The sequence below is a fragment of the Flavobacterium sp. FlaQc-30 genome, assembly GCF_044005885.1.
Lineage (GTDB): Bacteria > Bacteroidota > Bacteroidia > Flavobacteriales > Flavobacteriaceae > Flavobacterium.
Genome location: NZ_JBIPCO010000004.1, coordinates 330594 through 352063 on the forward strand (window position 1 = coordinate 330594; position 21470 = coordinate 352063).

At 32.8% G+C, this 21470-nt stretch carries 17 protein-coding genes and 1 tRNA gene; 13 read left to right on the plus strand and 5 right to left on the minus strand.

The genetic code is table 11. From position 1 onward, the window contains the following. Positions 1 to 40: 40 nt before the first annotated feature. Positions 41 to 1603, minus strand: a complete 1563-nt coding sequence (locus ACHRV0_RS11650; protein WP_395440952.1) for a S41 family peptidase — start codon at positions 1601 to 1603, stop codon at positions 41 to 43. A 392-nt stretch (positions 1604 to 1995) separates the two neighbouring features. On the opposite strand from ACHRV0_RS11650, the gene ACHRV0_RS11655 reads away from it, so the two are divergent. From ACHRV0_RS11655 to ACHRV0_RS11700, 10 genes are all read left to right on the plus strand, one after another. Further along, entirely contained in the window at positions 1996 to 4008 is a 2013-nt protein-coding gene (locus ACHRV0_RS11655) for a M13 family metallopeptidase (protein ID WP_395440953.1), read from the plus strand. A 339-nt stretch (positions 4009 to 4347) separates the two neighbouring features. Next, a complete protein-coding gene (locus ACHRV0_RS11660; RefSeq protein ID WP_129023249.1) occupies positions 4348 to 4710 on the plus strand; it encodes a lipocalin family protein in 363 nt (120 codons plus the stop codon). Positions 4711 to 4721: 11 nt separating this feature from the next. Continuing rightward, entirely contained in the window at positions 4722 to 5306 is a 585-nt protein-coding gene (locus ACHRV0_RS11665; RefSeq protein WP_395440954.1) for a hypothetical protein, read from the plus strand. Positions 5307 to 5390: 84 nt separating this feature from the next. Then, positions 5391 to 5942, plus strand: a complete 552-nt coding sequence (locus ACHRV0_RS11670) for a GNAT family N-acetyltransferase (protein ID WP_395440955.1) — start codon at positions 5391 to 5393, stop codon at positions 5940 to 5942. A gap of 94 nt (positions 5943 to 6036) precedes the next feature. Then, positions 6037 to 6849 carry a formylglycine-generating enzyme family protein gene (locus ACHRV0_RS11675; protein WP_395440956.1) on the plus strand — a complete coding sequence of 271 codons (813 nt, stop codon included), beginning with the start codon at positions 6037 to 6039 and terminating at the stop codon, positions 6847 to 6849. Between the two features lie 463 nt (positions 6850 to 7312). Continuing rightward, positions 7313 to 7867 carry a hypothetical protein gene (locus ACHRV0_RS11680; RefSeq protein ID WP_089053910.1) on the plus strand — a complete coding sequence of 185 codons (555 nt, stop codon included), beginning with the start codon at positions 7313 to 7315 and terminating at the stop codon, positions 7865 to 7867. 111 nt (positions 7868 to 7978) lie between these two features. After that, positions 7979 to 8776 (plus strand): hypothetical protein, encoded by a 798-nt coding sequence (locus tag ACHRV0_RS11685; RefSeq protein ID WP_395440957.1) that lies wholly within the window; start codon positions 7979 to 7981, stop codon positions 8774 to 8776. Next, on the plus strand, positions 8769 to 11444 hold the full coding sequence (locus tag ACHRV0_RS11690) for a hypothetical protein (protein WP_395440958.1): 2676 nt from the start codon (positions 8769 to 8771) through the stop codon (positions 11442 to 11444). Before ACHRV0_RS11685 ends, ACHRV0_RS11690 begins: the two co-directional genes overlap by 8 nt. Further along, a complete protein-coding gene (locus ACHRV0_RS11695) occupies positions 11441 to 11989 on the plus strand; it encodes a hypothetical protein (RefSeq protein WP_395440959.1) in 549 nt (182 codons plus the stop codon). The genes ACHRV0_RS11690 and ACHRV0_RS11695 overlap by 4 nt, the downstream gene beginning before the upstream one ends. Positions 11990 to 11993: 4 nt before the next feature. Further along, positions 11994 to 12527, plus strand: a complete 534-nt coding sequence (locus tag ACHRV0_RS11700; protein ID WP_395440960.1) for a hypothetical protein — start codon at positions 11994 to 11996, stop codon at positions 12525 to 12527. Between the two features lie 149 nt (positions 12528 to 12676). Here ACHRV0_RS11700 and ACHRV0_RS11705 read toward each other — a convergent pair whose 3' ends face one another. From ACHRV0_RS11705 to ACHRV0_RS11720, 4 genes are all read right to left on the minus strand, one after another. Further along, positions 12677 to 13216 (minus strand): DUF3575 domain-containing protein, encoded by a 540-nt coding sequence (locus ACHRV0_RS11705; protein ID WP_395440961.1) that lies wholly within the window; start codon positions 13214 to 13216, stop codon positions 12677 to 12679. 477 nt (positions 13217 to 13693) lie between these two features. Further along, positions 13694 to 14737 carry a serine hydrolase domain-containing protein gene (locus ACHRV0_RS11710; protein WP_395440962.1) on the minus strand — a complete coding sequence of 348 codons (1044 nt, stop codon included), beginning with the start codon at positions 14735 to 14737 and terminating at the stop codon, positions 13694 to 13696. A 410-nt stretch (positions 14738 to 15147) separates the two neighbouring features. Beyond that, on the minus strand, positions 15148 to 15687 hold the full coding sequence (locus ACHRV0_RS11715; RefSeq protein WP_395440963.1) for a DUF4468 domain-containing protein: 540 nt from the start codon (positions 15685 to 15687) through the stop codon (positions 15148 to 15150). Between the two features lie 92 nt (positions 15688 to 15779). Further along, a tRNA-Met gene (locus tag ACHRV0_RS11720) sits at positions 15780 to 15852 on the minus strand. Positions 15853 to 15969: 117 nt separating this feature from the next. Here ACHRV0_RS11720 and era point away from each other — a divergent pair. The 3 genes from era to ACHRV0_RS11735 all read left to right on the plus strand — a co-directional run bounded on the left by era (position 15970) and on the right by ACHRV0_RS11735 (position 21391). Further along, entirely contained in the window at positions 15970 to 16851 is an 882-nt protein-coding gene (gene era / locus ACHRV0_RS11725) for a GTPase Era (RefSeq protein WP_089053903.1), read from the plus strand. 346 nt (positions 16852 to 17197) lie between these two features. After that, positions 17198 to 18505 (plus strand): ribosome biogenesis GTPase Der, encoded by a 1308-nt coding sequence (gene der, locus ACHRV0_RS11730; protein WP_089053902.1) that lies wholly within the window; start codon positions 17198 to 17200, stop codon positions 18503 to 18505. A 135-nt stretch (positions 18506 to 18640) separates the two neighbouring features. Then, entirely contained in the window at positions 18641 to 21391 is a 2751-nt protein-coding gene (locus ACHRV0_RS11735; RefSeq protein WP_395440964.1) for an outer membrane beta-barrel protein, read from the plus strand. The last annotated feature ends 79 nt before the right edge of the window (positions 21392 to 21470 follow it).

Genomic DNA, 21470 nt, shown 5'->3' on the forward strand with positions numbered 1-21470 from the left:
CTGAAGCTTTTTTGTTGTTTTTTAAAGTATAAAAAATAAATTATTTCATTTCTATAAGTTTAAGTGTAAATTCCATTTGCGTATCCTTATGTTGAAAAAAGTCATCTAGTGAAGGCCATACTTCATGATCAGGCATAATGCCGTGACCTTCTGGCTGGTTATCCTTCTTTGGGGCATCCTGAACCAGATTTACAATTGAAAATTGTGTTTTTATCTTTGAATTTGGAAGCTCATAGACCAATGGTGAATGTCCGTTGTGACGATAGTAACCGCCTACAGTTTCTACGCCCACTATAGTAACATTTTCAACATACGCTTTTACCAGAGAAGCAAAATGTGAAGCAGCTGATGCCACATTTTCATTAATCAAAAGATAAATTTTGCCTTTAAACCTAGGTGATTTGGGATAATAAACTGGATTGTATTTTTGGTTTTGTACGCTTACATTGTTTTTGAAAACCGGATACACATCTTTTAAGTATTCTTTTCCCATTTTTTTGGTAATACTATCCATGCGTTCCGATGTCGAAACGCCCCAGAAATATTTCTCGAAAGGCAAAAAGTTGGGATCAAAGATTATGGTAGCCTTTACATTTTCTTTGAATGGTTTATCTGTAAGATACATTACAGGTTGTTCAAAGTTAGGATCACTTCCGCCTGGATTATTTCTAACATCAATGATCAGATTAGCAACCTTGTTTTTATCTAGTTTTGTAAAAACACTGTCCAAAAATTGAACATACGTTTGAAACTTAGGATCGTCAGATCCGTACGCCATGCCAAACCATCTTAGATTTAATAAACCTGCAGCAGGATTAAGCATGCTAAAGCTGTAAGGAGCCTGCTTTTTGTAATCGATCAAATCAGTAACAGGAGCACTAAATCTATTTTTAATGTTTGCTTCTCTTTGCTTCAGTGTTACTGCAGAAAGCACCTTTTTTTCAAGAGATCCAGATTTTGGTGCATTGTATTCTATGACGAATTCATTACAAAGACCATATTCCAGCAGATAGTTTATTCCAAACGATTTATTTACGCTTGCCGATAATTTTTCTGTACTATTATGACCATCCGCCGTATAATATTTATAAAAAGATCGCATCAATTGTGCGTCATTTATACCGTTTATGCTTCTTATTCTCGAACCAGCAGGTATATCTGACGATTGACCATCGAAAATAATTTGTCCGTTAATATAAAGAAGAGGATAAGGGAAAAACGATTTCTGCCGATTTAAAAAATTTATTAAATCAAGATCAGGGATAGTATAGTTATGTACACTGCCTTCATAATCTGCCAAACGAAGCATTATTTTGTAAAACTCAGTAACGCTCAAAGGCTTTTTAATACTTTTGATGGCTGCGCTATAAATGCTGTCTATTTGTTTTTTAGAGCGGTATTGATATAAGCCCGAATTTGCTTTTTCATTTATGGCAAGAAGTAGTTTAAGATCCTCATGCATCTGTTTTTCTGAAAGCATTTTGTTGTAGATCATTACACTATCCTTCGTGTTCTTATCAAATCCTTGCGCCTGAATTTTACAGGAAAAGAAAAATAATAGTGCGAAAATGGAGATCAGATTTTTGTTTTTTATGTAATACATTAGTTATAGGTTATGGTTTATGGGGTTAATTTTTAGAGTTTAATCAATCATTTTTTACTTTGTTTTTTTAGTGGTATTCTTGTGATAAAAGTAAGATAAAATTGCATTATAATAAAAGAAAAATGATGCTAAGAGATTTAATGGAAAGCAATTAAATTAAATAGAGTAGGGTTGTAGTGTTTTGATTAATAGTTGTTTAGTTTTTATTTGTGGAAAATTATCATGCGAGAGTCAGCGGCATTTGTCTTTGCTTTGGATTTGATAAAAAACTTTAGAATTAAAAACTGAATTCGTATATTGTTCTGCTAAAATTAACGATGCCAGGCATATCCATTTTAAAATTGCTTTTTCAAACGTTTTTTCAGTTCATTTTAATAGAAACCATCTAGCTTATGAAAAAATCCTTAGTGCTCTTTATTGCATTCTTAGCTTTTACAGCGTGTTCAAAACATCAGGAGAAAAAAAATGTCGTCATCACTGGAATAGATTCCACATTGACACCTGGTAATGATTTTTTTAAATATGTAAATGGCAAATGGTACGATTCTGTATCGATACCACCATCTCAAGCCGGAGTAGGCGCCTATATGTTTATGAATTTCCCGCAGCGAATGCGCCTGCAGCGAATATTAGACAGTATTTCTAAAAGTGAGAATTCAGCAGGAAGTATAGCGCAAAAAGTAGGCGATTTTTATGCATCAGGTATGGATACCGTAACCATTGACAAACGTGGTTATACACCAATTAAACCCTTGCTTGCTAAAATTGAAGCCATTAGTGATTTACCGTCTTTAATGAAATTTGTAGCTAATGAAGAAAAAGCAGGCAATTCTTCTATTATAGCTTTTGGAGTGTCACCCGATGATAAAAACAGCAGCATGAATATTGCTCAACTTTATCAAACTGGGATTGGCTTGCCAGACAGGGATTATTATTTCAAATCAGATTCATCGACTGCTGCTATACAAGAATCATATAAAAAATACCTTACTGTATTATTTCAACAAACAGGCAGCAGTGCCGAAGAGGCTAAAAAGAATGCTGATTTAGTTTACGATATTGACAAACAAATTGCTGTTTCGCATAAAACAAAAGTTGAACTTCGAGATGTGCAAGCCAATTATAATAAAACGGCTGTGGCAGATCTTGTAAAAAGACATCCGAACATAGACTGGACTGCTTTTTTAAATAATTTAGGTGCTAAAACTGATTTTATTAATGTAGGTCAACCAGCCTATTATGACGCTCTAAATAAGCTTTTGAAAACCATTCCTATTAATAATTGGAAAATTTACTTGAAAGCAAATGCTGTAGAAAGATATGCAGATGATTTAAGTAAACCTTTTGCAGATGCCTCATTTGAGTACACCAAAGTGCTTTCTGGTCAAGCTGTACAAAAAACACGCGGAGAAAAAATGGCTAATGTTGTCGATAATTACTTAGGCGATGCGCTGGGTGAATTGTATGTAAAGAAATATTTTTCAGAAGATGCTAAAAAACGTATGTTAATCCTCGTGAATAATTTGCAAAAAGCGTACGGCAAAAGAATTGATAAATTAGAATGGATGAGTCCTATTACGAAACAAAAAGCCAAAGAAAAATTATTTGCCATTACTAAGAAAATAGGATATCCAGATAAATGGAGAGACTATAGCAATGTACACATAGCTAGAAACACCTATTTTGAAAATATGGTTTCGGCCGCTGCGGCTGCATATCAATTTCAATTGGCAAAATTGGGCAAACCAGTCGATAAATCAGAATGGTATACTACAACTCCAACAGTTACGGCATATAATAATCCCACTGCAAATGAAATTGTTTTTCCTGCAGGGATTTTACAAGCCCCATATTTTGATAACAATGCAGATGATGCACTTAATTATGGCGGTATCGGAATGGTTATAGGTCACGAAATAACCCATACTTTTGATGATCAAGGTGCTCAATATGATAAGGATGGAAACCTGAAAAACTGGTGGACAAAAGAGGATTACGCGCAGTTTAAATCTAGAATACAACAGGTTATCAATCTGTACAGTACCTATACTGTTTTGGGGGATTTACATATTAATGGCGCAATGACAGTTGGCGAAAATACGGCAGATATTGCTGGAATAGCAGTTGCTTATGATGCTTTTAAAATGACGGAACAAGGTAAAGGGAATACAAAAATCGACGGTTTTACTCCAGACCAACGCTTCTTTATTTCTATAGCTAAAATATGGAGAGTAAAAATGAAAGACGAGTTCCTGCGTTTATGGATCAACAATAATCCGCATTCGCCGCCAAATTGGCGTGTTAATGGTCCTTTAATGAATACGACACCTTTTTACAATGCATTTAATGTAAAACCTGGGGATAAAATGTTTTTACCAGAGAAAGATAGAATAACGATCTGGTAATACCCTTTCCAAAATCTTCAAATGAAAAGCAAAAGCTTCAGAGAAATCTGGAGCTTTTGTCTTAGTAGCGGGAAACATTCAAATATCTAATTGGACTATTGCACTTGCTTCTTAATTTAACTTTAAAATTACTGGTATTGTTAAGCTATATAGTTTTTTACCAATTAGAGAACTGTATTTTTTGTTTATACATTACCATTTTTTTTGTTTTAATTTAGCTGTTAATATTATAATGAATATTCGATTCAAATTATTTAATTTTAGATTTAATATTCAGATTTTTTTTTTTTGTAATTTAGTTTTTGAAGCTGCAATATTGTTCAACTTAAAAAACTATTTATGAAAACAACTCTCTCTCTAATCCTTCTCTTTTTTATGTGCACTATCTCTGCACAAACATCGACTCAGCTTATTGGTAAATGGCAACTGGTAAAACTAACAAAGAATGGCAAAGAGAAAAGTATAAAAGAAAAATTTAAAAGTGACCAGGTTTTCCAAGTCTTTACTGAGGATGGAAAATTTACTGGAATTGTTGGGGATAAGAGTACAAAAGGTAAATGGAAATTATCAAAAAACAATGAGGTGCTTACAGTGATTGTTGATCTTATATCTGTAAAATTTCAAATAGAATATTTTGACAGTGATAAACGTATTATAACAAATGATCAGTTGGGGACATTGGAATATAAAAAAGTAAATTAATTATCTAGCACATGAAAAAACAATTATTACTTTCAATTTTTATTGTATTTGGTTTTGCGATAACAGGACAAGCGCAAGAAAAAGGTACCAGCGACATTAGCTTTAGTGTAGGTGCAGCGACATCAACAGACTTAGCAAACCTTTTTACAGATGTCCTTACAGGAGGCTTTACAGGTGGTCAAATTACAACCCAGAATATGAATGCTGGTCCCACCTTTGGGTTAACGTATCGTTATGCTGTTGCAAAGAGATGGATGGTATATGCAGATGGTTTTTATCAAAAAATGTCACAAGATGTATATGTAAGTGGAGCAAAAAACGGAGAGCTTGATTATTCTTATATTACTGTAGGGTTGGGTACGGATTACCGTTATATTTCCAGTAGTTTTTTTCAAATGTACTCAGGAATTGCAGTTGCTTATACTTCTGAAAGTGTAGATTATTCAGGTCCGGGAAGCTCTCCTAATGGTGATGGTTTTGTAAACTATCAGTTAAACGCCTTAGGATTTCGTGTAGGAAAATCACTTGCAGGTTTTGCAGAATTTGGTTTTGGATACAAAGGGATCGCTAGTGCCGGTATATCGTACCAGTTTTAGAAATTATGATTTTGTAACTTGATGTAATATTGCTTTCCATCCTTAAAAGCACTTGGGTAATATTAATCAAACAAACAAAAAATCATGAAGAAAGAATTTCCAACTATAAAAACAGAAAGACTTTTACTGCGACAATTTGCAGATAGTGATATTGAAAATGTTTTCAAAGGACTTTCGCATCCAGAAGTTATTAAATATTATGGAGTGAGTTTTCAAACATTGGAAGCAACCAAAGAGCAAATGCTTTTTTTTGCCGACCTTGAAAAAAATGAAACAGGAATTTGGTTTGCTATTTGCTCGGCTGATAACAAAACATTCTACGGAGCGGGTGGATTAAATAATTTAAGCAAAGAACATAAAAAAGCAGAAATAGGTTTTTGGTTAATTCCAAATTTTTGGGGACAAGGAATTATGAAAGAAGCAATGCCCTTAATTTGTCATCATGGATTTGAGAATTTAGACCTTAACAGAATTGAAGGATTTGTTGAGTCGGAAAATATGAATTGTAAAAACGCAATGGCTAAACTTGATTTTCAATACGAAGGAACTATGAAAGACTGCGAAATTAAAAATGGTAAATTTATAAGTCTTGATATTTATGCTAAAAGAAAAGATAATTTATTAAAGCCTGAGTAAGAAATCAAGTAGAAAGTTCAAACTGCTAACGGCGCTTTCCATCAGTTAGCACTAGCATTTTTCTACGTTTTGCAAGTAATTTTAAACAGATCAGATGAAAACACAAATACTTATAATTTTTCTTGGATTTTTTGCATTCACTTCCTGTAAAAAAGACAATATTGATTGGGTTTTTGTAGAAGGAGGGACTTTTGAGCAAGGAAAAAACCAAATTATTATTACTCCCAAAGGTGATACAATAAATGGTTTTACAAGTCCACACCGAATGGTTGAACTTGATAACTTTTACATAAGTAAATATGAAATAACGGTTAAACAGTTTAAAGAGTTTTGTGAAAAAACAGGCAGAAAAATGCCTGACGCACCTATTGAAAATGCCTATGGAAAAAAGGTATATTATAAATGGATAGATAATAATCCAATGCTTGCAACTTGGGATGAAGCAAATGACTATGCAAAATGGGCAGGAGGAAGATTGCCAACAGAAGCAGAGTGGGAATATGCTGCCAAAGGTGGAAAGAAAACTAAAAACTACAAATATAGCGGCAGCAATAATCCAATCGAGATTGGTTGGGTAAAAGAAAACTCAGACAGCATTTTTCATAAAGTTGGACTTCTTAAACCTAATGAATTAGGACTTCATGATATGACTGGAAATGTTGGTGAATGGGTTTCTGATTGGTATAATCCTGAAAAGGATAGCTTGGTAAGCAAACAGAATCCTCAAGGACCAATAGAAGGAGAAGGAAAATATAAAATTTCGAAAGGCGTTAGTTGGTTTTACGAAACCCAAAGTGCAGATGGAAAACCATTAGAATATGGAATTCATATGCCCGAAGTGAGATACCAATCTCCGAAAGACACACGAAATGACGGTTTTGGATTTAGAATCGCGAAAAGTAAATAAAAAGAACCGCCGCTTATAGAAACATTTTTTATCTCAAATTTGAGCTGAATTATCTTTATATATTTTTACTTCTTGTGTAAAATTATTTTAGAACAAGATAAGCAAATCCGTTACTTTCGGGTCGTAAATTTTTCTCTGGATCTTACAAAATAGAGTAATGATATTTTTTGCTTTTAGCAATGCTTTATGCTATAGGCAGCTTAATCTTTTTCATTAAAACGGTTGCACCAAAATGATTTTTATGTCTTATAATCGGTATAGATTTGCTTAACATATTTTGTAAAAGGAGTAATAATGTTTTTTTTAATTTGTAGTAATGGTACTGTTAATCATTGTTGCGGCTATTATAGATGAAATAGGAACTTGAAGATTGTTAAGCAAAAAAAACTTATTAAAATTGTAAGATTTTATAGAGATATGTTTGAAAATTTTATAAATTTATATAAAATATAAAACATTTCGTATGAAAAAATTTAACATTTTATCGGTTGTATTTTTTATGGTTGTTTTTGGCAAAGCCCATGCTCAAGACACTAGGACAGATTTTCACACAGTAGGAATTACAATTCCCACGGTCGCTATTGTGGATATTGAACCAGCGTTGTCAAAAAATATTACGATGGCTTTTACTGCTCCCGTAGAGGCAGGTTTACCTATTGTAGCTCCTGCTAACAATGCTAGTTTGTGGCTCAATTATTCTTACATTCCAACAGCAAGTGCAAAAACGGCTAAAGTATCTGTCAAAATGGATGCAGTTGTACCAGGCTTAGATGTAAGAGTTCAGGCAGCTACAGCTACTGGATCAAATGGCGGAGGAACGCTGGGAACTATTGCCGGCAGTGCAATTACTCTTACCGCTGCTGACCAGCAAATTGTATCAGCAATTGGAGCTTCATATACTGGAGATGGTGCTTCAAACGGACACAATTTGACTTATTCATTACATGCTAATAATTACACAGGTTTGTTTGCCTCGACGCCTTCGGTAACAGTTACTTATACTATTGCTGAAAACTAAAAGCAGTATTTTTTACAAGATCTTTGAGCAAAAATAGTGTCGCTTATGTAAAATCAGGAGGCACTTTTTTTGTTTACCCCAACTACCAGAATATCTTAAATACCTACTACAATGACTTTAAAAAAAACACTCTTTTTTATTGCAGTTTTCTTTGCGTATACTAATTTATTCGCAAGTATTGTTATTACCAATGGTTTGACGCATAATTACAGACTAAAAGAAGGAACACTGCAAAAAGGAATTATCACAATCGAAAATACTTCTGATATTCCTCAAAATGTAAGGCTTTATCAACAAGATTACAGCTACAATGCGACAGGTACTTCATTTTATGAAGATTATGGAAAAAATAAGAGGAGTAATTTAAAATGGATTAAATTAAATACTGATTTATTAAAAATAGAAGGTAAAGGTAAGGCCAGTGTATCTTATGAAATCATTATTCCAGAAAACACTCCTGGCGGCAGCTTTTGGAGCGTTGTAATGGTCGAGCCTGTTGACGATATTGTTCCAAATAATGTCAAAAATGGTATTCAGCTGCGAACACTCATTCGTTATAGCATTCAGATCATTACAACAAATGAAAAACCAGCAAGTGCTTTAATGACTTTTGATGCTATTGATTTAAAGAAAATTACTGGAAAGAATATTTTGGAACTTTCAATTTCAAATAATGGAGAAATATTTCATCTTGTTGAAGCCTCCATCGAGATATTTGATAGTAAAGACGGCAGTAATAAAGGAAAATTCAAGAGCGATATAATGAGTTTATTGCCTAATAATTCCAAACTATTTACTATAGATTTAAGTTCAGTTCCTGCTGGAAAATATAATGCTTCGATACTCGCGAGTAGTAGTGATGATCATGTTTTTGGAATAAATATTGAACTAAATATACCAAATGAATAAAATAATAATTATATTATTATTTATTATTCCTTATTTTTTTCAGGCGCAAAATCTCGCGGTTAATTTAGTAAACCAAAACGAGTTTCTTACCCCGGGAAAAGTACAAACATTGGTTTTTAAGATTACTAATCCATTTTCAAAAGATATTTTGGTTACTCCAAAAGTCACCCTTCCAAAAGACTGGATTTTAGCTGCTGCTCCTTATGATTTTGATTTAACAGCAAATGAAACTAAAATATATTTAGCGGCTATTCAAGTACCAATTAATGAACCAAAAGGTAAAGACAGCATACATTTAATTATTAATGATAAAACAAATGCTATTTTGTATTCTCAAGAGTTTGCGTTAATGGTAAGTCAAGTACAGCGGATAACATTAGATGTTATTTCTACGCCAAGCTATGTAAAAGCCGGAGATACTATTAATAGCTTTTTTATTCTAAAAAATGAAGGAAACGTTGAAGAAAATATCTTTATCGAGACCTCTGCAGCAACTTTTGTAAAAGGAGATAATCCTATTTTGTTATCACCCGGAATGGCAGCAACAATAAACGCATATCAATCTACTGATCTTAAACAACCCAAACCTTCTCAAAATTTAATTAAACTTACAGCTTCTGTAAAAAGCGACACTACGCAATCCGTTTTTGCTTCGCAGATTACAAATGTTATTCCCGCTTTTCCTGTAAATGAAGATGTCTGGCTTCGTTTTCCTATTAGAGTAGCGGCAACGTATATTGGGAGACAGCAGCGAAATGATTATGAATCTGGTTTTCAGGGAGAAATTTATGGAAGAGGAGCTTTAAATGAAGAGAATACAAAATTTCTTGAATTTAGAGCAGTCGGTCCAGATCGTTTCGGATTAACTGTCTTTTCTCAGTATGAAGAATATTTTGTTAATTTTAAATCCAATAATTTTTATGCTCATTTAGGAGATAAGATCTTTTATTCGTCATTTTTGACCGAGTTTTCAAGATATGGGAGAGGTGTAGAGTTAAGGCAAAAATACAAGAAGTTAGAGGTAGGAGGGTTTTACAATAAACCACGTTTTTTTAAAGATATTAAAGAAGAGATTAATGTTTATGCTAAAGTGAACTTTAATGCCAAAAATAATATACGCTACGGATATTTATTGAAACGAAAAGATAGTCATCAAGAGGATCATTTGCATTATGTTTCTGCTGAGACAAATGTTTTTGATAAAATTGGCATACAAGGAGAATATGCTGTAAGTAATAACGAAAAAACACAAGGAAATGCATGGCAGCTGCAAGCTCAAACTTATTTTAATGATCTAAATGTTAGTGCCAGTTATATATATGCATCTCCTCATTTTTCTGGTTATTATACAGATACGCAATTTTTTACTTCCAACGTTAATTATCGGATTTTACCCAAACTAAATCTTTCGGCTAATTATCAAAAGGATGCGAGAAATTTTGAAAGAGATACGCTCTATGGTGCGGCTCCATTTAGAGAAGCTTTTCAAATAGGAATACGTTACAACTATTTAAAAAGTGGTGCAGTTTCTTTGTTTAGTGGAACTCAGGAATATGAAGACAGAATGGAGCATAAACAGTTTTTTTATAAAGAAAGATTTAATCGTATCGAATTATCTCAGGATATTTATAAATTTTCGGTCAATTTTCAAATGTTTTTCGCAGAAACAACTAATTTTTTGATTAATTCAACAGGCAAAACATCAATACAAACTGCAAACGTCAGCTATAATTACAAACGAAATTCTATAAGTCTTTATGGCAGTTATTCTACCGTGAGTCGATATGCAGCAAAGGATGAGAAACTGTTTTTATATGGAGGACGCATAAATGCGACTATTTATGATCGATGGTATTTGAGTTTATTCTATCAAAATACATATTATCTCGAGGAATACTATAGAGATAGAAATCTTCTGGAACTGGCATTAAATTACAGAATATCACCAAGACAGCAAATAAACCTGCTTTCTCGATATGCTTTAGCACAAAATCAACTTGAGAATAAAGATTTTTCATTTTCTGTACGGTATGCGCTGGATATTCATGCGCCCATAAAAAAAGTCAAAGAGTATGGTTTTTTTGAAGGAAATATCACTACTTTAGAGAGTACACAAATACAAGGTGTAAAACTTCATTTGGGGCCTTACTCTGCTATTACTGATGAAAGAGGTCATTTTTTGTTTAAAAATGTAAAACCCGATACTTACTTTCTTGAGATAGAACAAGGAACACTAGGGGTAAAAGATATTACAGATATTGATATTCCTGCTAAAGTCACAATAGCAGAAGGAGGAAATTATCTCAATTTTGGTATTACAAAAGCCTCAAATATTAAAGGAATTATAATTCTCGATGACAAAGATACTGCCGACAAAGAACAAAGTGTAATTGTCGAAATAACATCAGATAATCAGGTTTTTAGAAAAATATGTAAAATAACCAAGCCTTTTGATTTTACATATCTAAGACCAGGAGATTGGAAGTTAAAAGTATATCGCAACGCATTAGACAGTAAATATAAAATTCTTACCGATGATATAAATTTGACACTTAACCCTAATGAAGATAAGCAGGTTCAGATTAAGATAAGTAAAACAGAAAAAGAAATAAAATATTTGCAAAAACCAATGAAAGTAGGTTTTAACACTTCAAAAGATAAAAAATGATTTTTAATTCAATTCAATTTGTTTTTGGGGTATTGCTGTTTTTTTGTGGTACTTTTTTTCTTTCAGCGCAAACGTCTGGAAATCGTAATATTAATATAAATCTTTCAGAAGTTGCATTGCTTGATGTTGAACCAAGTATGACCGCTATTTCTTTTAGCTTTTTAGCTCCAACAGAAGCGGGTCGTCCGCTGACGATTCCTGCTGTTAATACCACAAAATGGTTAAACTATACTTCTGCTAAAAAAACAACAACGCCGCCAAGATTTGTTACTGCCCAAATTGATCAGTCCTTTGCGGGACTATTTGTAAAGCTTCAAGCGGCTGCTGCTACTGGTAGCGGCGGAGGTACTCTTGGGATTTCGGCCGGTAAAGTTACACTAACAACTTCTCCTACTACGATTATAACGGGTATTGGTGGTGCTTATACAGGAAATGGCATTAATAACGGACACTTGCTGAATATTTCTTTAGAAGTTGATGATTATAAGAAATTGGTACAAACAACGAGTAAAATAATTACGATAACCTACACTATTAGTAACTAAAAAGATGGTGAAACAATCCTGTATAAAAAATCGAATAAATGCATCTATAAGGTTATTGCTTTTAGCGGGTGCTTTATTGGTATGTATAGCTGCTAAATCTCAAACGATTACAGTAGTAGGTACAGATTGGAGTCCTGTTATTCCAACCATTACAGAAGCAGGGTCTGATTATGCAGGAACCTATGAAAGTACCTCTACTCAAATGAGTTTAAATTTGACAGTGCCGGCTCTTTTAGGTACTGGTAAGATTTCAGTACGATATGAACCCAATCCTACCTGGAATAATGCGCTAAAAATTGATGTAAGAAAACTAAATAACGGATCAGGATTATGTGTGCTTTGTAGTATGACTCCAAATCAAGCGACGCCCTATCAGGAGGTTCTTACAAATGATACAGAGTTATTTAGAGTAGTTGCTGTTTTATCATTAGCAGAAGTAACTAATATTGGTTTAAACCTTCGAGTACGCGGAGTGTCTGTTACAACTCCGGTTGATAACTACACTGCTCGTATTGTATTTACTATTGGTCCGCAATAAAAAACGTCAGATATAAAAAAAGCCTCAGAATTTCTCTGAAGCTTTGTCTTAGTAGTGGGAAGCATTCAAATATCTAACCAGTTTATGGATGATTTTAATAAAGTTGTCGTAAGAATTTGACGTTTTTTTAGATTGAATCATAAGTTTTATTAAAATCTATATCCAGCAGTAAGCCCAAATTTTGCAACAATAGTATGATCTGTTTTATCTGCATTGATTAATATACCACCATAACCAATATTTGCTTCAAAAAGAAATCCGCTTTTACTGACCCATTTCCAGCCTCCGCCGGCACCGAGAGCAAAATTAATAACGTCGGGATTTTCAGTATATATAGAATGATCTTCTGAAGCGTATATTTTTTTTCCATCTGTTGAAGCCAGCATTCCAAATCCTTCAACAAACCAGCCTGATGCGTATTTTTTACCAAAATATCTTCTGTAATACGGAGATATTGAATAATTTAAATCCTTTTCATTCTTTTTATTGTCAAACACATAATAAAAAGAAATTCCTAATGACGAATTATGATTTAAATGTCTTTCATAACCAACCTGAAAAGATTGCCATAAAGGAGCAAGAGCATTTAATTTAATTTCATTATTTTTCTGATAAAGATCAGTTCCATTTTGAGCATTGGCAGAATAAAAGGCAAATAAAATGATCAGTAGTAAAAAGTTTTTTTTCATAAAAAGTGCTTTGAATTATTTAAATCCAAAATTCATATAAGAAAAATTAGAAAAGGTCTCAAAAGCTCAAAACTGTATAAATTGGTACCTATTTGCTTGTGGTTTTATATTCATTTGGCGTCTGGCTTGTAACCCCGCTCTTCGAAGATTTCTTGGGGAAAGCTGTCCGAATGTCTCGTGATTTCGCGCCCGCAAAGAGAATCAAGGTATAAACAAAAAAAGGCTCCAGATTTCTCTGAAGCTTTGTCTTAGTAACAGGAGCGGTCAATTATCTCACTAGTTTATTGAGGTTATTATGCGATTTTTGCATTAACATCTTAAAATTAATAATTAAAAAAAATAATATAAATTGACTTGATTTAAATCCAAGCGGTTTGCAGCTTGGCTAACTGGTGGAAATTGAAGCGGAAATATTCAGTTTTGCATTAAAGTTCAATTCAGAAACTAAACTCGAATTTAGCACTTAGTTGTTATGCGTTATTTATTTATGTCATCATACAATTTATCAACTACTTTTTCTAAAATTTCGCCTGTTTCATTAAAGCTGGTGTTTGTCAATATGGATATTCCTATATTTTGTTTTGGATAAATCACAAACCAATTCTGCATTCCGTATATACCTCCGTGATGTCTATAAATTAATTCGTCATCATTTTCTATGATGTACCAATGAAAGCCTTCCCAAAAATCAGAACCTTCTTTGTATAATTTTTTATGAGATTCGTTTACAATAGGATTTGATTTGTCTAGTTGCAATTTCATATATTTCACTAAATCCGTAGTTGTCGAATGCAATCCCGAAATTCCACCCCATAAAGTTCTATTGAAGTTAGGCATTAACTCGTTTTTGTCGTTATAACCTTTTACCAATCTTGTTTTGTCATTTTCATTTAGTGTAAATTTGGTTTGGGTCATTTTATTTGGCTTCAAAACAAAATCCATTACCAATTCCTCATATGGTTTTTGATATACTTTTTCAAGTATATATGCTGTCAACTCTGGTGCCGTGTTTGAATAGTAATATACTTCTCCAGGTTTTGTTTCAATTTTGATTAGTTTTAGTCCTTCAAAAAAAGCTTTTTTATTTTCGCTTTTTATAGGGAAATTCGGAAATCCACTTGTATGCGTAATGAGGTGTCTGATTTTTATAGGTTCACCTTTAAATTCAAGATTAGGATAAGGTTCATCAAGGTAGATTCTAATATCATCATCTAAATTTATTTTTTTGTCAAGTACAGCTTTCGCAGCTATATACCCTGTAAAAGTTTTAGTTACAGAAGCCAGTTCATATAGTGTAGAATCGTTTGGTTTATTTCCTTTTCCGATAGTTAATTCACCAAAATGTTTTATTGTACTTTTTCCATCTTTAAGCACTGCAACGGAAACAGAATGAAATCGTTTGTCCTCTAATAACTGAACAGCATTATTTGTAATCGCATTTTCAACAGTTTGTTTATTGGTTTGATGCACACTTTTACAGGCAAGTAATGTAAAAAATAAAATAGTGGTTAAATATTTCATTGTCGTAATTTATAGTTTGATTCCCTGATTAAAGGGTTAAATAGCTGAGAGAAGAAGGAAGATGAAAATACTTTGTATTATGACTTTCGGTGCTTTTATCATTTTTTAAGATTATTAATAATAAGTGCAAATATCCGGAATGCAGATTGTTTCTTGGTTTTAATTTATAAGATAGGAGTTCAATTCTATAATATTGAACTCATTTTAGGGAGGATTTTTGATATTCTGCAGGAGTTTGCCCTGTAGTTTTTTTAAATGCAGTAAAGAAGGAGAATTTTGTACTGAAACCCTGATCGCTCCGATATGTAGACAACGATAGCGCAGATTTGTAATCTTTATTCGCAAAATAATCAGAAAGGCATAAATAAAAAAAGCTCCAGATTTCTCTGAAGCTTTTACAGTCTTATGATTTACCATTCATTTTCTTGCTCTAAAGGTGTATTAAGAATTTTCTCTATCATCAAAATCTTCTTTGGCATTTCAGAATAAATAAAGTCTTTAATTTCGATCCATTTTCTTTTACGAAATTTTAAGTAATCTTTGTCAGTATGAGGGTATTCTTTGTCTTCAGTAATAGCACCCATAGATATACCCATACCAGTATGTGTAATATTATCAATTAATACCTTGCATCGTCCTTTTTTAAAAAATACATTTATATTAAAATCAATAACACCGTTAGCGCTATTCATAAACTCATTTTTACTATAGCGCATCTCTTGCTTAATTTTAATAACTCCATTTTCTTTATCAGATTGAATAATGTTTTTATTAAAACTATTTTGTCCTCCATAATAATCAATCAACTTACTATTAAGTCTCTCAAAAAGAATTTCTTTTGATTTTGTGGAGTCGACTTGAACAATTTTTTCAAAAACTAAAGATTGCGAAAAACAATTAGATGAAATTGTTAAGACAAATAGGAGAATTAGTAATGATATTTTTCTCATTGCAGTAAAATTAATTCTTTATCAAATATAAAAAGATAAATATTGCTATAAACAAAAAAACACCACTTACAATAAGTGGTGTTTTCTCTTAGTAGCGGGAACAGGACTCGAACCTGTGACCTTCGGGTTATGAGCCCGACGAGCTGCCTACTGCTCTATCCCGCGATGTTTCGGGTGCAAAGATACGCCGATTTTTTAGAAATCCAACGAAAACTTAAAAAAATGTTTTATTTTCTGTATTGAGTTGATATGACTACCTTTGCACCTTAAAATATTATGCAAATGTCACATAAAGCAGGTTTTGTAAACATCATCGGGAATCCAAACGTTGGAAAATCAACACTAATGAATGCCTTTGTTGGTGAAAGACTATCTATCATTACATCAAAAGCACAAACTACACGTCATAGAATTCTAGGAATTGTAAATGGCGAAGATTTTCAATTGGTACTTTCTGATACACCCGGAATTATAAAACCGGCGTATGAAATGCAAGAGTCGATGATGAACTTCGTAAAATCGGCTTTTGAAGATGCTGATATTTTAATCTATATGGTCGAAATAGGGGAGCAAGACTTAAAAGACGAAGCATTCTTTAATAAAATCATATATGCTAAAATTCCAGTTTTGTTATTGTTGAATAAAATCGACAATTCAAATCAGGAACAATTAGAAGAACAGGTTGCTTTTTGGAAAGAAAAAGTGCCAAATGCAGAAATTTTTCCAATTTCCGCTTTACAAAACTTTAATGTACCAGAAGTTTTTGGCAGAATTATCGAGTTATTGCCAGAATCGCCAGCTTATTATCCAAAAGATCAATTAACAGATAAGCCTGAACGTTTTTTTGTGAACGAAACTATTCGTGAAAAAATCTTATTGAATTACGCCAAAGAAATTCCATACGCGGTTGAAATCGTGACAGAGGAATTTCATGAAGATGCTAATATTATCAGAATTCGTTCTGTAATTATGGTCGAACGTGATACTCAAAAAGGAATTATCATTGGGCATAAAGGTGCTGCTCTAAAGAAAGTAGGAATGGATGCTCGTGTTGATTTGGAGAAATTCTTCGGAAAACAAATTCACATTGAACTTTATGTAAAAGTGAACAAAAACTGGAGAAGTAACGCTAATATGTTGAAACGATTTGGTTATAATCAGTAATTTTTTGTTGAATCGGTTAATCGTTTATTTGTTTAATCGTTAAATTAAAAGTTCTTGTTACCGAGATGTCCTAGTCCAGATGGGAACGGCATCCTTTTGTGGCGGGGTTCGCCACAAAAGATATAGTGGAAAGCTGGATTAAGCTCCTGAAAAAAAGTAGTCTGTTTTCAGTTTAAAGTCACAGTTTTATCAATTTTTTTACTGAATACTTAAAACTGATAACTGCAAACTAAAAAAGACTACCTTTGCAAAAAATTAAAATAAGGCATTTAAGGTTATTAGTTATTAGATTTTTAGGAAGCTAAAAGTCTGAAATCTAAAATCTAAAGTCTAAAATTCAAAAAAAATGAATAACATTGTTGCGATAGTAGGAAGACCTAATGTAGGGAAATCGACCCTTTTTAATAGGCTGATACAAAGAAGAGAAGCTATTGTAGATTCAGTATCTGGGGTTACCCGTGATAGAAACTATGGTAAAAGCGAGTGGAACGGAAAAGAGTTTTCTGTTATTGATACGGGTGGATACGTTCGCGGATCTGATGACGTATTTGAAGGTGAAATTCGTAAACAAGTAGAGCTTGCTATCGACGAAGCCGATGTTATTATTTTTGTTGTTGATGTAGAAGAAGGAATTACTCCAATGGACGAAACGGTTGCTAAATTGTTGCGTAAAGTAACAAAACCAGTTTTATTGGCAGTAAATAAAGTTGATAACGCAATGCGTGAGAAAGATGCAATTGAGTTTTATAATCTTGGTTTAGGAGATTATTTTACGTTTGCAAGTATCTCAGGAAGCGGAACAGGAGATTTATTAGATGCTTTAATTGATGCATTTCCAGAAAAAGAACCAGTTGAGGTTACTGAAGAATTACCTCGTTTTGCAGTTGTAGGACGTCCAAATGCAGGAAAATCAAGTTTTATCAATGCCTTAATTGGCCAGGATCGTTATATTGTAACAGATATTGCTGGTACAACTCGTGATGCGATTGATACAAAATTTGACCGTTTTGGTTTTGAGTTTAATTTAGTTGATACTGCGGGAATCCGTCGTAAAGCTAAAGTTAAGGAAGATTTAGAGTTTTACTCTGTAATGCGTTCCGTAAGAGCAATTGAGCATGCCGATGTTTGTATCTTGGTAATCGATGCAACTCGTGGTTTTGAAGGTCAGGATCAAAGTATTTTTTGGCTTGCCGAGAAAAACCGTAAAGGGGTTGTAATCTTAGTAAACAAATGGGATTTGGTTGAAAAAGATACCATGTCAAGCCGTGATTACGAAGAAAGAATCAAAAAAGAATTAATGCCATTTACAGATGTGCCAATTTTGTTTGTTTCGGCATTAACAAAACAACGTTTACTAAAAGCATTAGAAGCTACAGTTCAAGTTTTTGAGAATAGAAAACAAAGAATTTCGACTTCGAAATTCAATGAATATATGTTGAAAGTAATTGAAGCATATCCGCCGCCGGCAACAAAAGGTAAATATGTAAAAATTAAATATTGCATGCAATTGCCAACTCAAACGCCTCAGTTTGTATTTTTTGCCAATATGCCACAATATGTAAAAGAACCTTACAAAAGATATTTAGAGAATAAAATCCGTGACAACTGGGATTTTGCAGGAGTTCCGATCGATATTTATATTCGTGAGAAATAAAAATAGAAGTCCCCGTTTAAGGGGACTTTTTTTTGCCGATAGTTTTTTAACGGCACGCTATTTGAATAAATGTAAAAGACACAATTAAACCTTTTGCAATTATTTGAGTCTTATTGATCTAACTAACCAAATTTTATGACCAAAATTTATTCATTTCTATTGTTTTTAGCTTTTGTTTATTCGGCAAATGCACAAAATAATATTGTTGTTAAAGGAACTGTGGTGGATATTAATTCACAGCTTCCCCTTGAACTAGCTACGGTTTATTTTACAACAGTAAAAGATTCTACAATTATAGAATATGCTACAACCGATAAAAACGGAAACTTTATTATTAATACTAAAAAGTATGATAAACCAGTTTTCTTAAAAGTAAATTATACGGGATATCAGACCTATTACGAAGAGCAAAAAGGACTTTCAGAAAGTAAAGATTTCGGAAAGCTGTATATGCTAGAAAATGCAAATGTTTTAAATGAAGTAATAGTTAAAAGTGAAGCACCGCCAATTACCATTAAAAAAGATACACTAGAATTTAATGCAGGTTCTTATAAAGTGCGTCCAGATGCAAACGTGGAAACTTTATTGAAACAGCTGCCAGGATTTGATGTTGATAATACTGGGAAAATTACAGTAAATGGGCGAGAAGTCAATCAGGTTTTAGTCAACGGAAAAGCATTTTTTGATAAAGATGGCTCTATTGCCATTAAAAATCTTCCAGCCGATATTATTAAAAAAGTTCAGGTTTCTGATTTTAAAACCAAAAAAGAAGAACTGGCTAAACAAGAATCGACTTCAGATTATTCGAGTATAAATATTACAATTGACGAGAAAAAAAATAAAGGTTATTTCGGAAAAGTGCTTGGCGGATACGGTTCAGACGAACGCTACGAGAGCAGTTTAATGATGAACTTTTTTAAGAATAAGCAAAAAATAAGTGTACTGGCTTCGTCCAACAATATCAATTCAACCGGATTCTCTATGGATGAGGTATTTGATAATATGGGAGGCGGACGAAATGCGAAAGGCGGCGGTCAGGGTTCTGGCAGCGGAGGAAAGGGAATTACGCAGTCTACTTTGGCTGGAATTAATTATTCTGATGACTGGACAAAAGATTTGGAGTTTATGAGCAGTTATAATTTTACAAACGCTGTCACTAAAAATGAAAGTAAATCGAATCAGCTTAGTTTCTTGCCAACAGGAAATATTTTGACTGAAGCGGATTCTAAAACTAAAAATGAAAACACGGGAAACAAAGTCAATTTTGAATTAGAATACAAAATCAATCCTTCCATGCAGATTGTTTTTGCACCTAAATTGAATTTGTCCCAATCAAACAACAATTCATCTTCTTCGACTTTTTCTGAGAATGAAAATGGCGACGCTTTAAACGAAAGCACAGCTGCTTCACATACAGAAAGTTCTAATACAAGTTTTGCCAATAGCATTAATTTCAATAAAACTTTTGAAAAGGAATCGCGAAATTTAAGTGTGGTTTTTAATAACAATAACACTAAAAATGATTCGAACGGAATCAATATTTCTGAGACTATTTTTTATCAGGATAATAAACCAAATGATGAAAGAAATCAGAATGCAAAAAGTGAATCAAAAAGCGATGCGTATTCACTTGATGTAGAATATACAGAACCAGTTACAGATTCACTTAGATTAAGATTCGGAACCAATTTTGATTGGCAGAGTTCTATGAACGATCAAAAAACATTTAATTTTGATGATGCATCACAAGAATATTCAGATTTAAATTTATCGCTGACTAATTATACAACATCAAAGCAAAACTCGATTACACCAAAAGTTGGTATTTCCTGGCAGAAAAGTAAATTTACACTTAATGTAAATTCGAGAACATCAATTGTAGAGTTTGATAATCATTCTTTTTATTTAAATCAAACTACAGATTTGAATAAAAGATATATGCTGCCATATGGAACAGCGCAGCTTCGATACAAATTTAATCGTTCTAAAAATTTGACATTTAAGTACGATTATTCAAACGCGCTTCCGTCAGCAACACAATTAATGCCTGTTGCAGATTTAAATAATCCGCTGAATAGCGTTGTAGGAAATCCAAATCTAAATCCGATTGAAAAAAATACAGCAGGTATCGATTTTAAGAATTTTGATTTTAGAACACGTTCAGGCTATAGTTTATTCCTAAAAGGAGATTATTATAATAATGATGTTGTTTCTACCTCGATTTATGATGAAAGTGGAAAAAGAAACACAACTTATGTAAACATTTCAGGAACTTATTCAGCTTCGCTTGGAGGAAACTGGAATCAGCAGATTAAAAAAGATGCTCACACTTTAAGATACGGTTTGCGTTTAAGCGGTAATTATAATTTTGATAAAGGATTTACAAATGCGGTTTTGTATTATGCAAAATCAGTTGTAATTACTCCAAGTGTATATGCTTCTTATGATTATGGAGAAGTGCTTTCAATTGCACCATCTTATAGTTTATCTTATAATGAAACACGTTATGAAAATTATTCGAGAGACGCCACTTCAAATGTAATTCACAGAATTAATATGCAGACAACATCGTATTGGCCTGCTAATTTAATCTTCGGAAATGATTTTGGATATACATATAATTCAAATATTTCAGATGATTTCAAAAAGGATTTCTTTCTTTGGAATACCAGTTTATCTTATGGATTTTTGGATAAAAAATTATATGCTAAAGTAAAAGTATATGATGTTTTAAATCAGAACCAAAGTGCAACAAGAACTATTTCGCCAACTTCGATCCGAGATGAAGAAAATACGGTTTTAAAAAGGTATGTAATGTTTTCTCTAGCCTATAAAATTGGAAACTTTGCCGAAAGTAAAAAAGGAAGAAAACAAAGAGGATTTTGATTTTTTTTAAGGGGCTAAGGGTCTAAGGTGCTGAGATACTAAGATGTAAAGGTACAAAGGCTCAAAGGGACAAAGAATA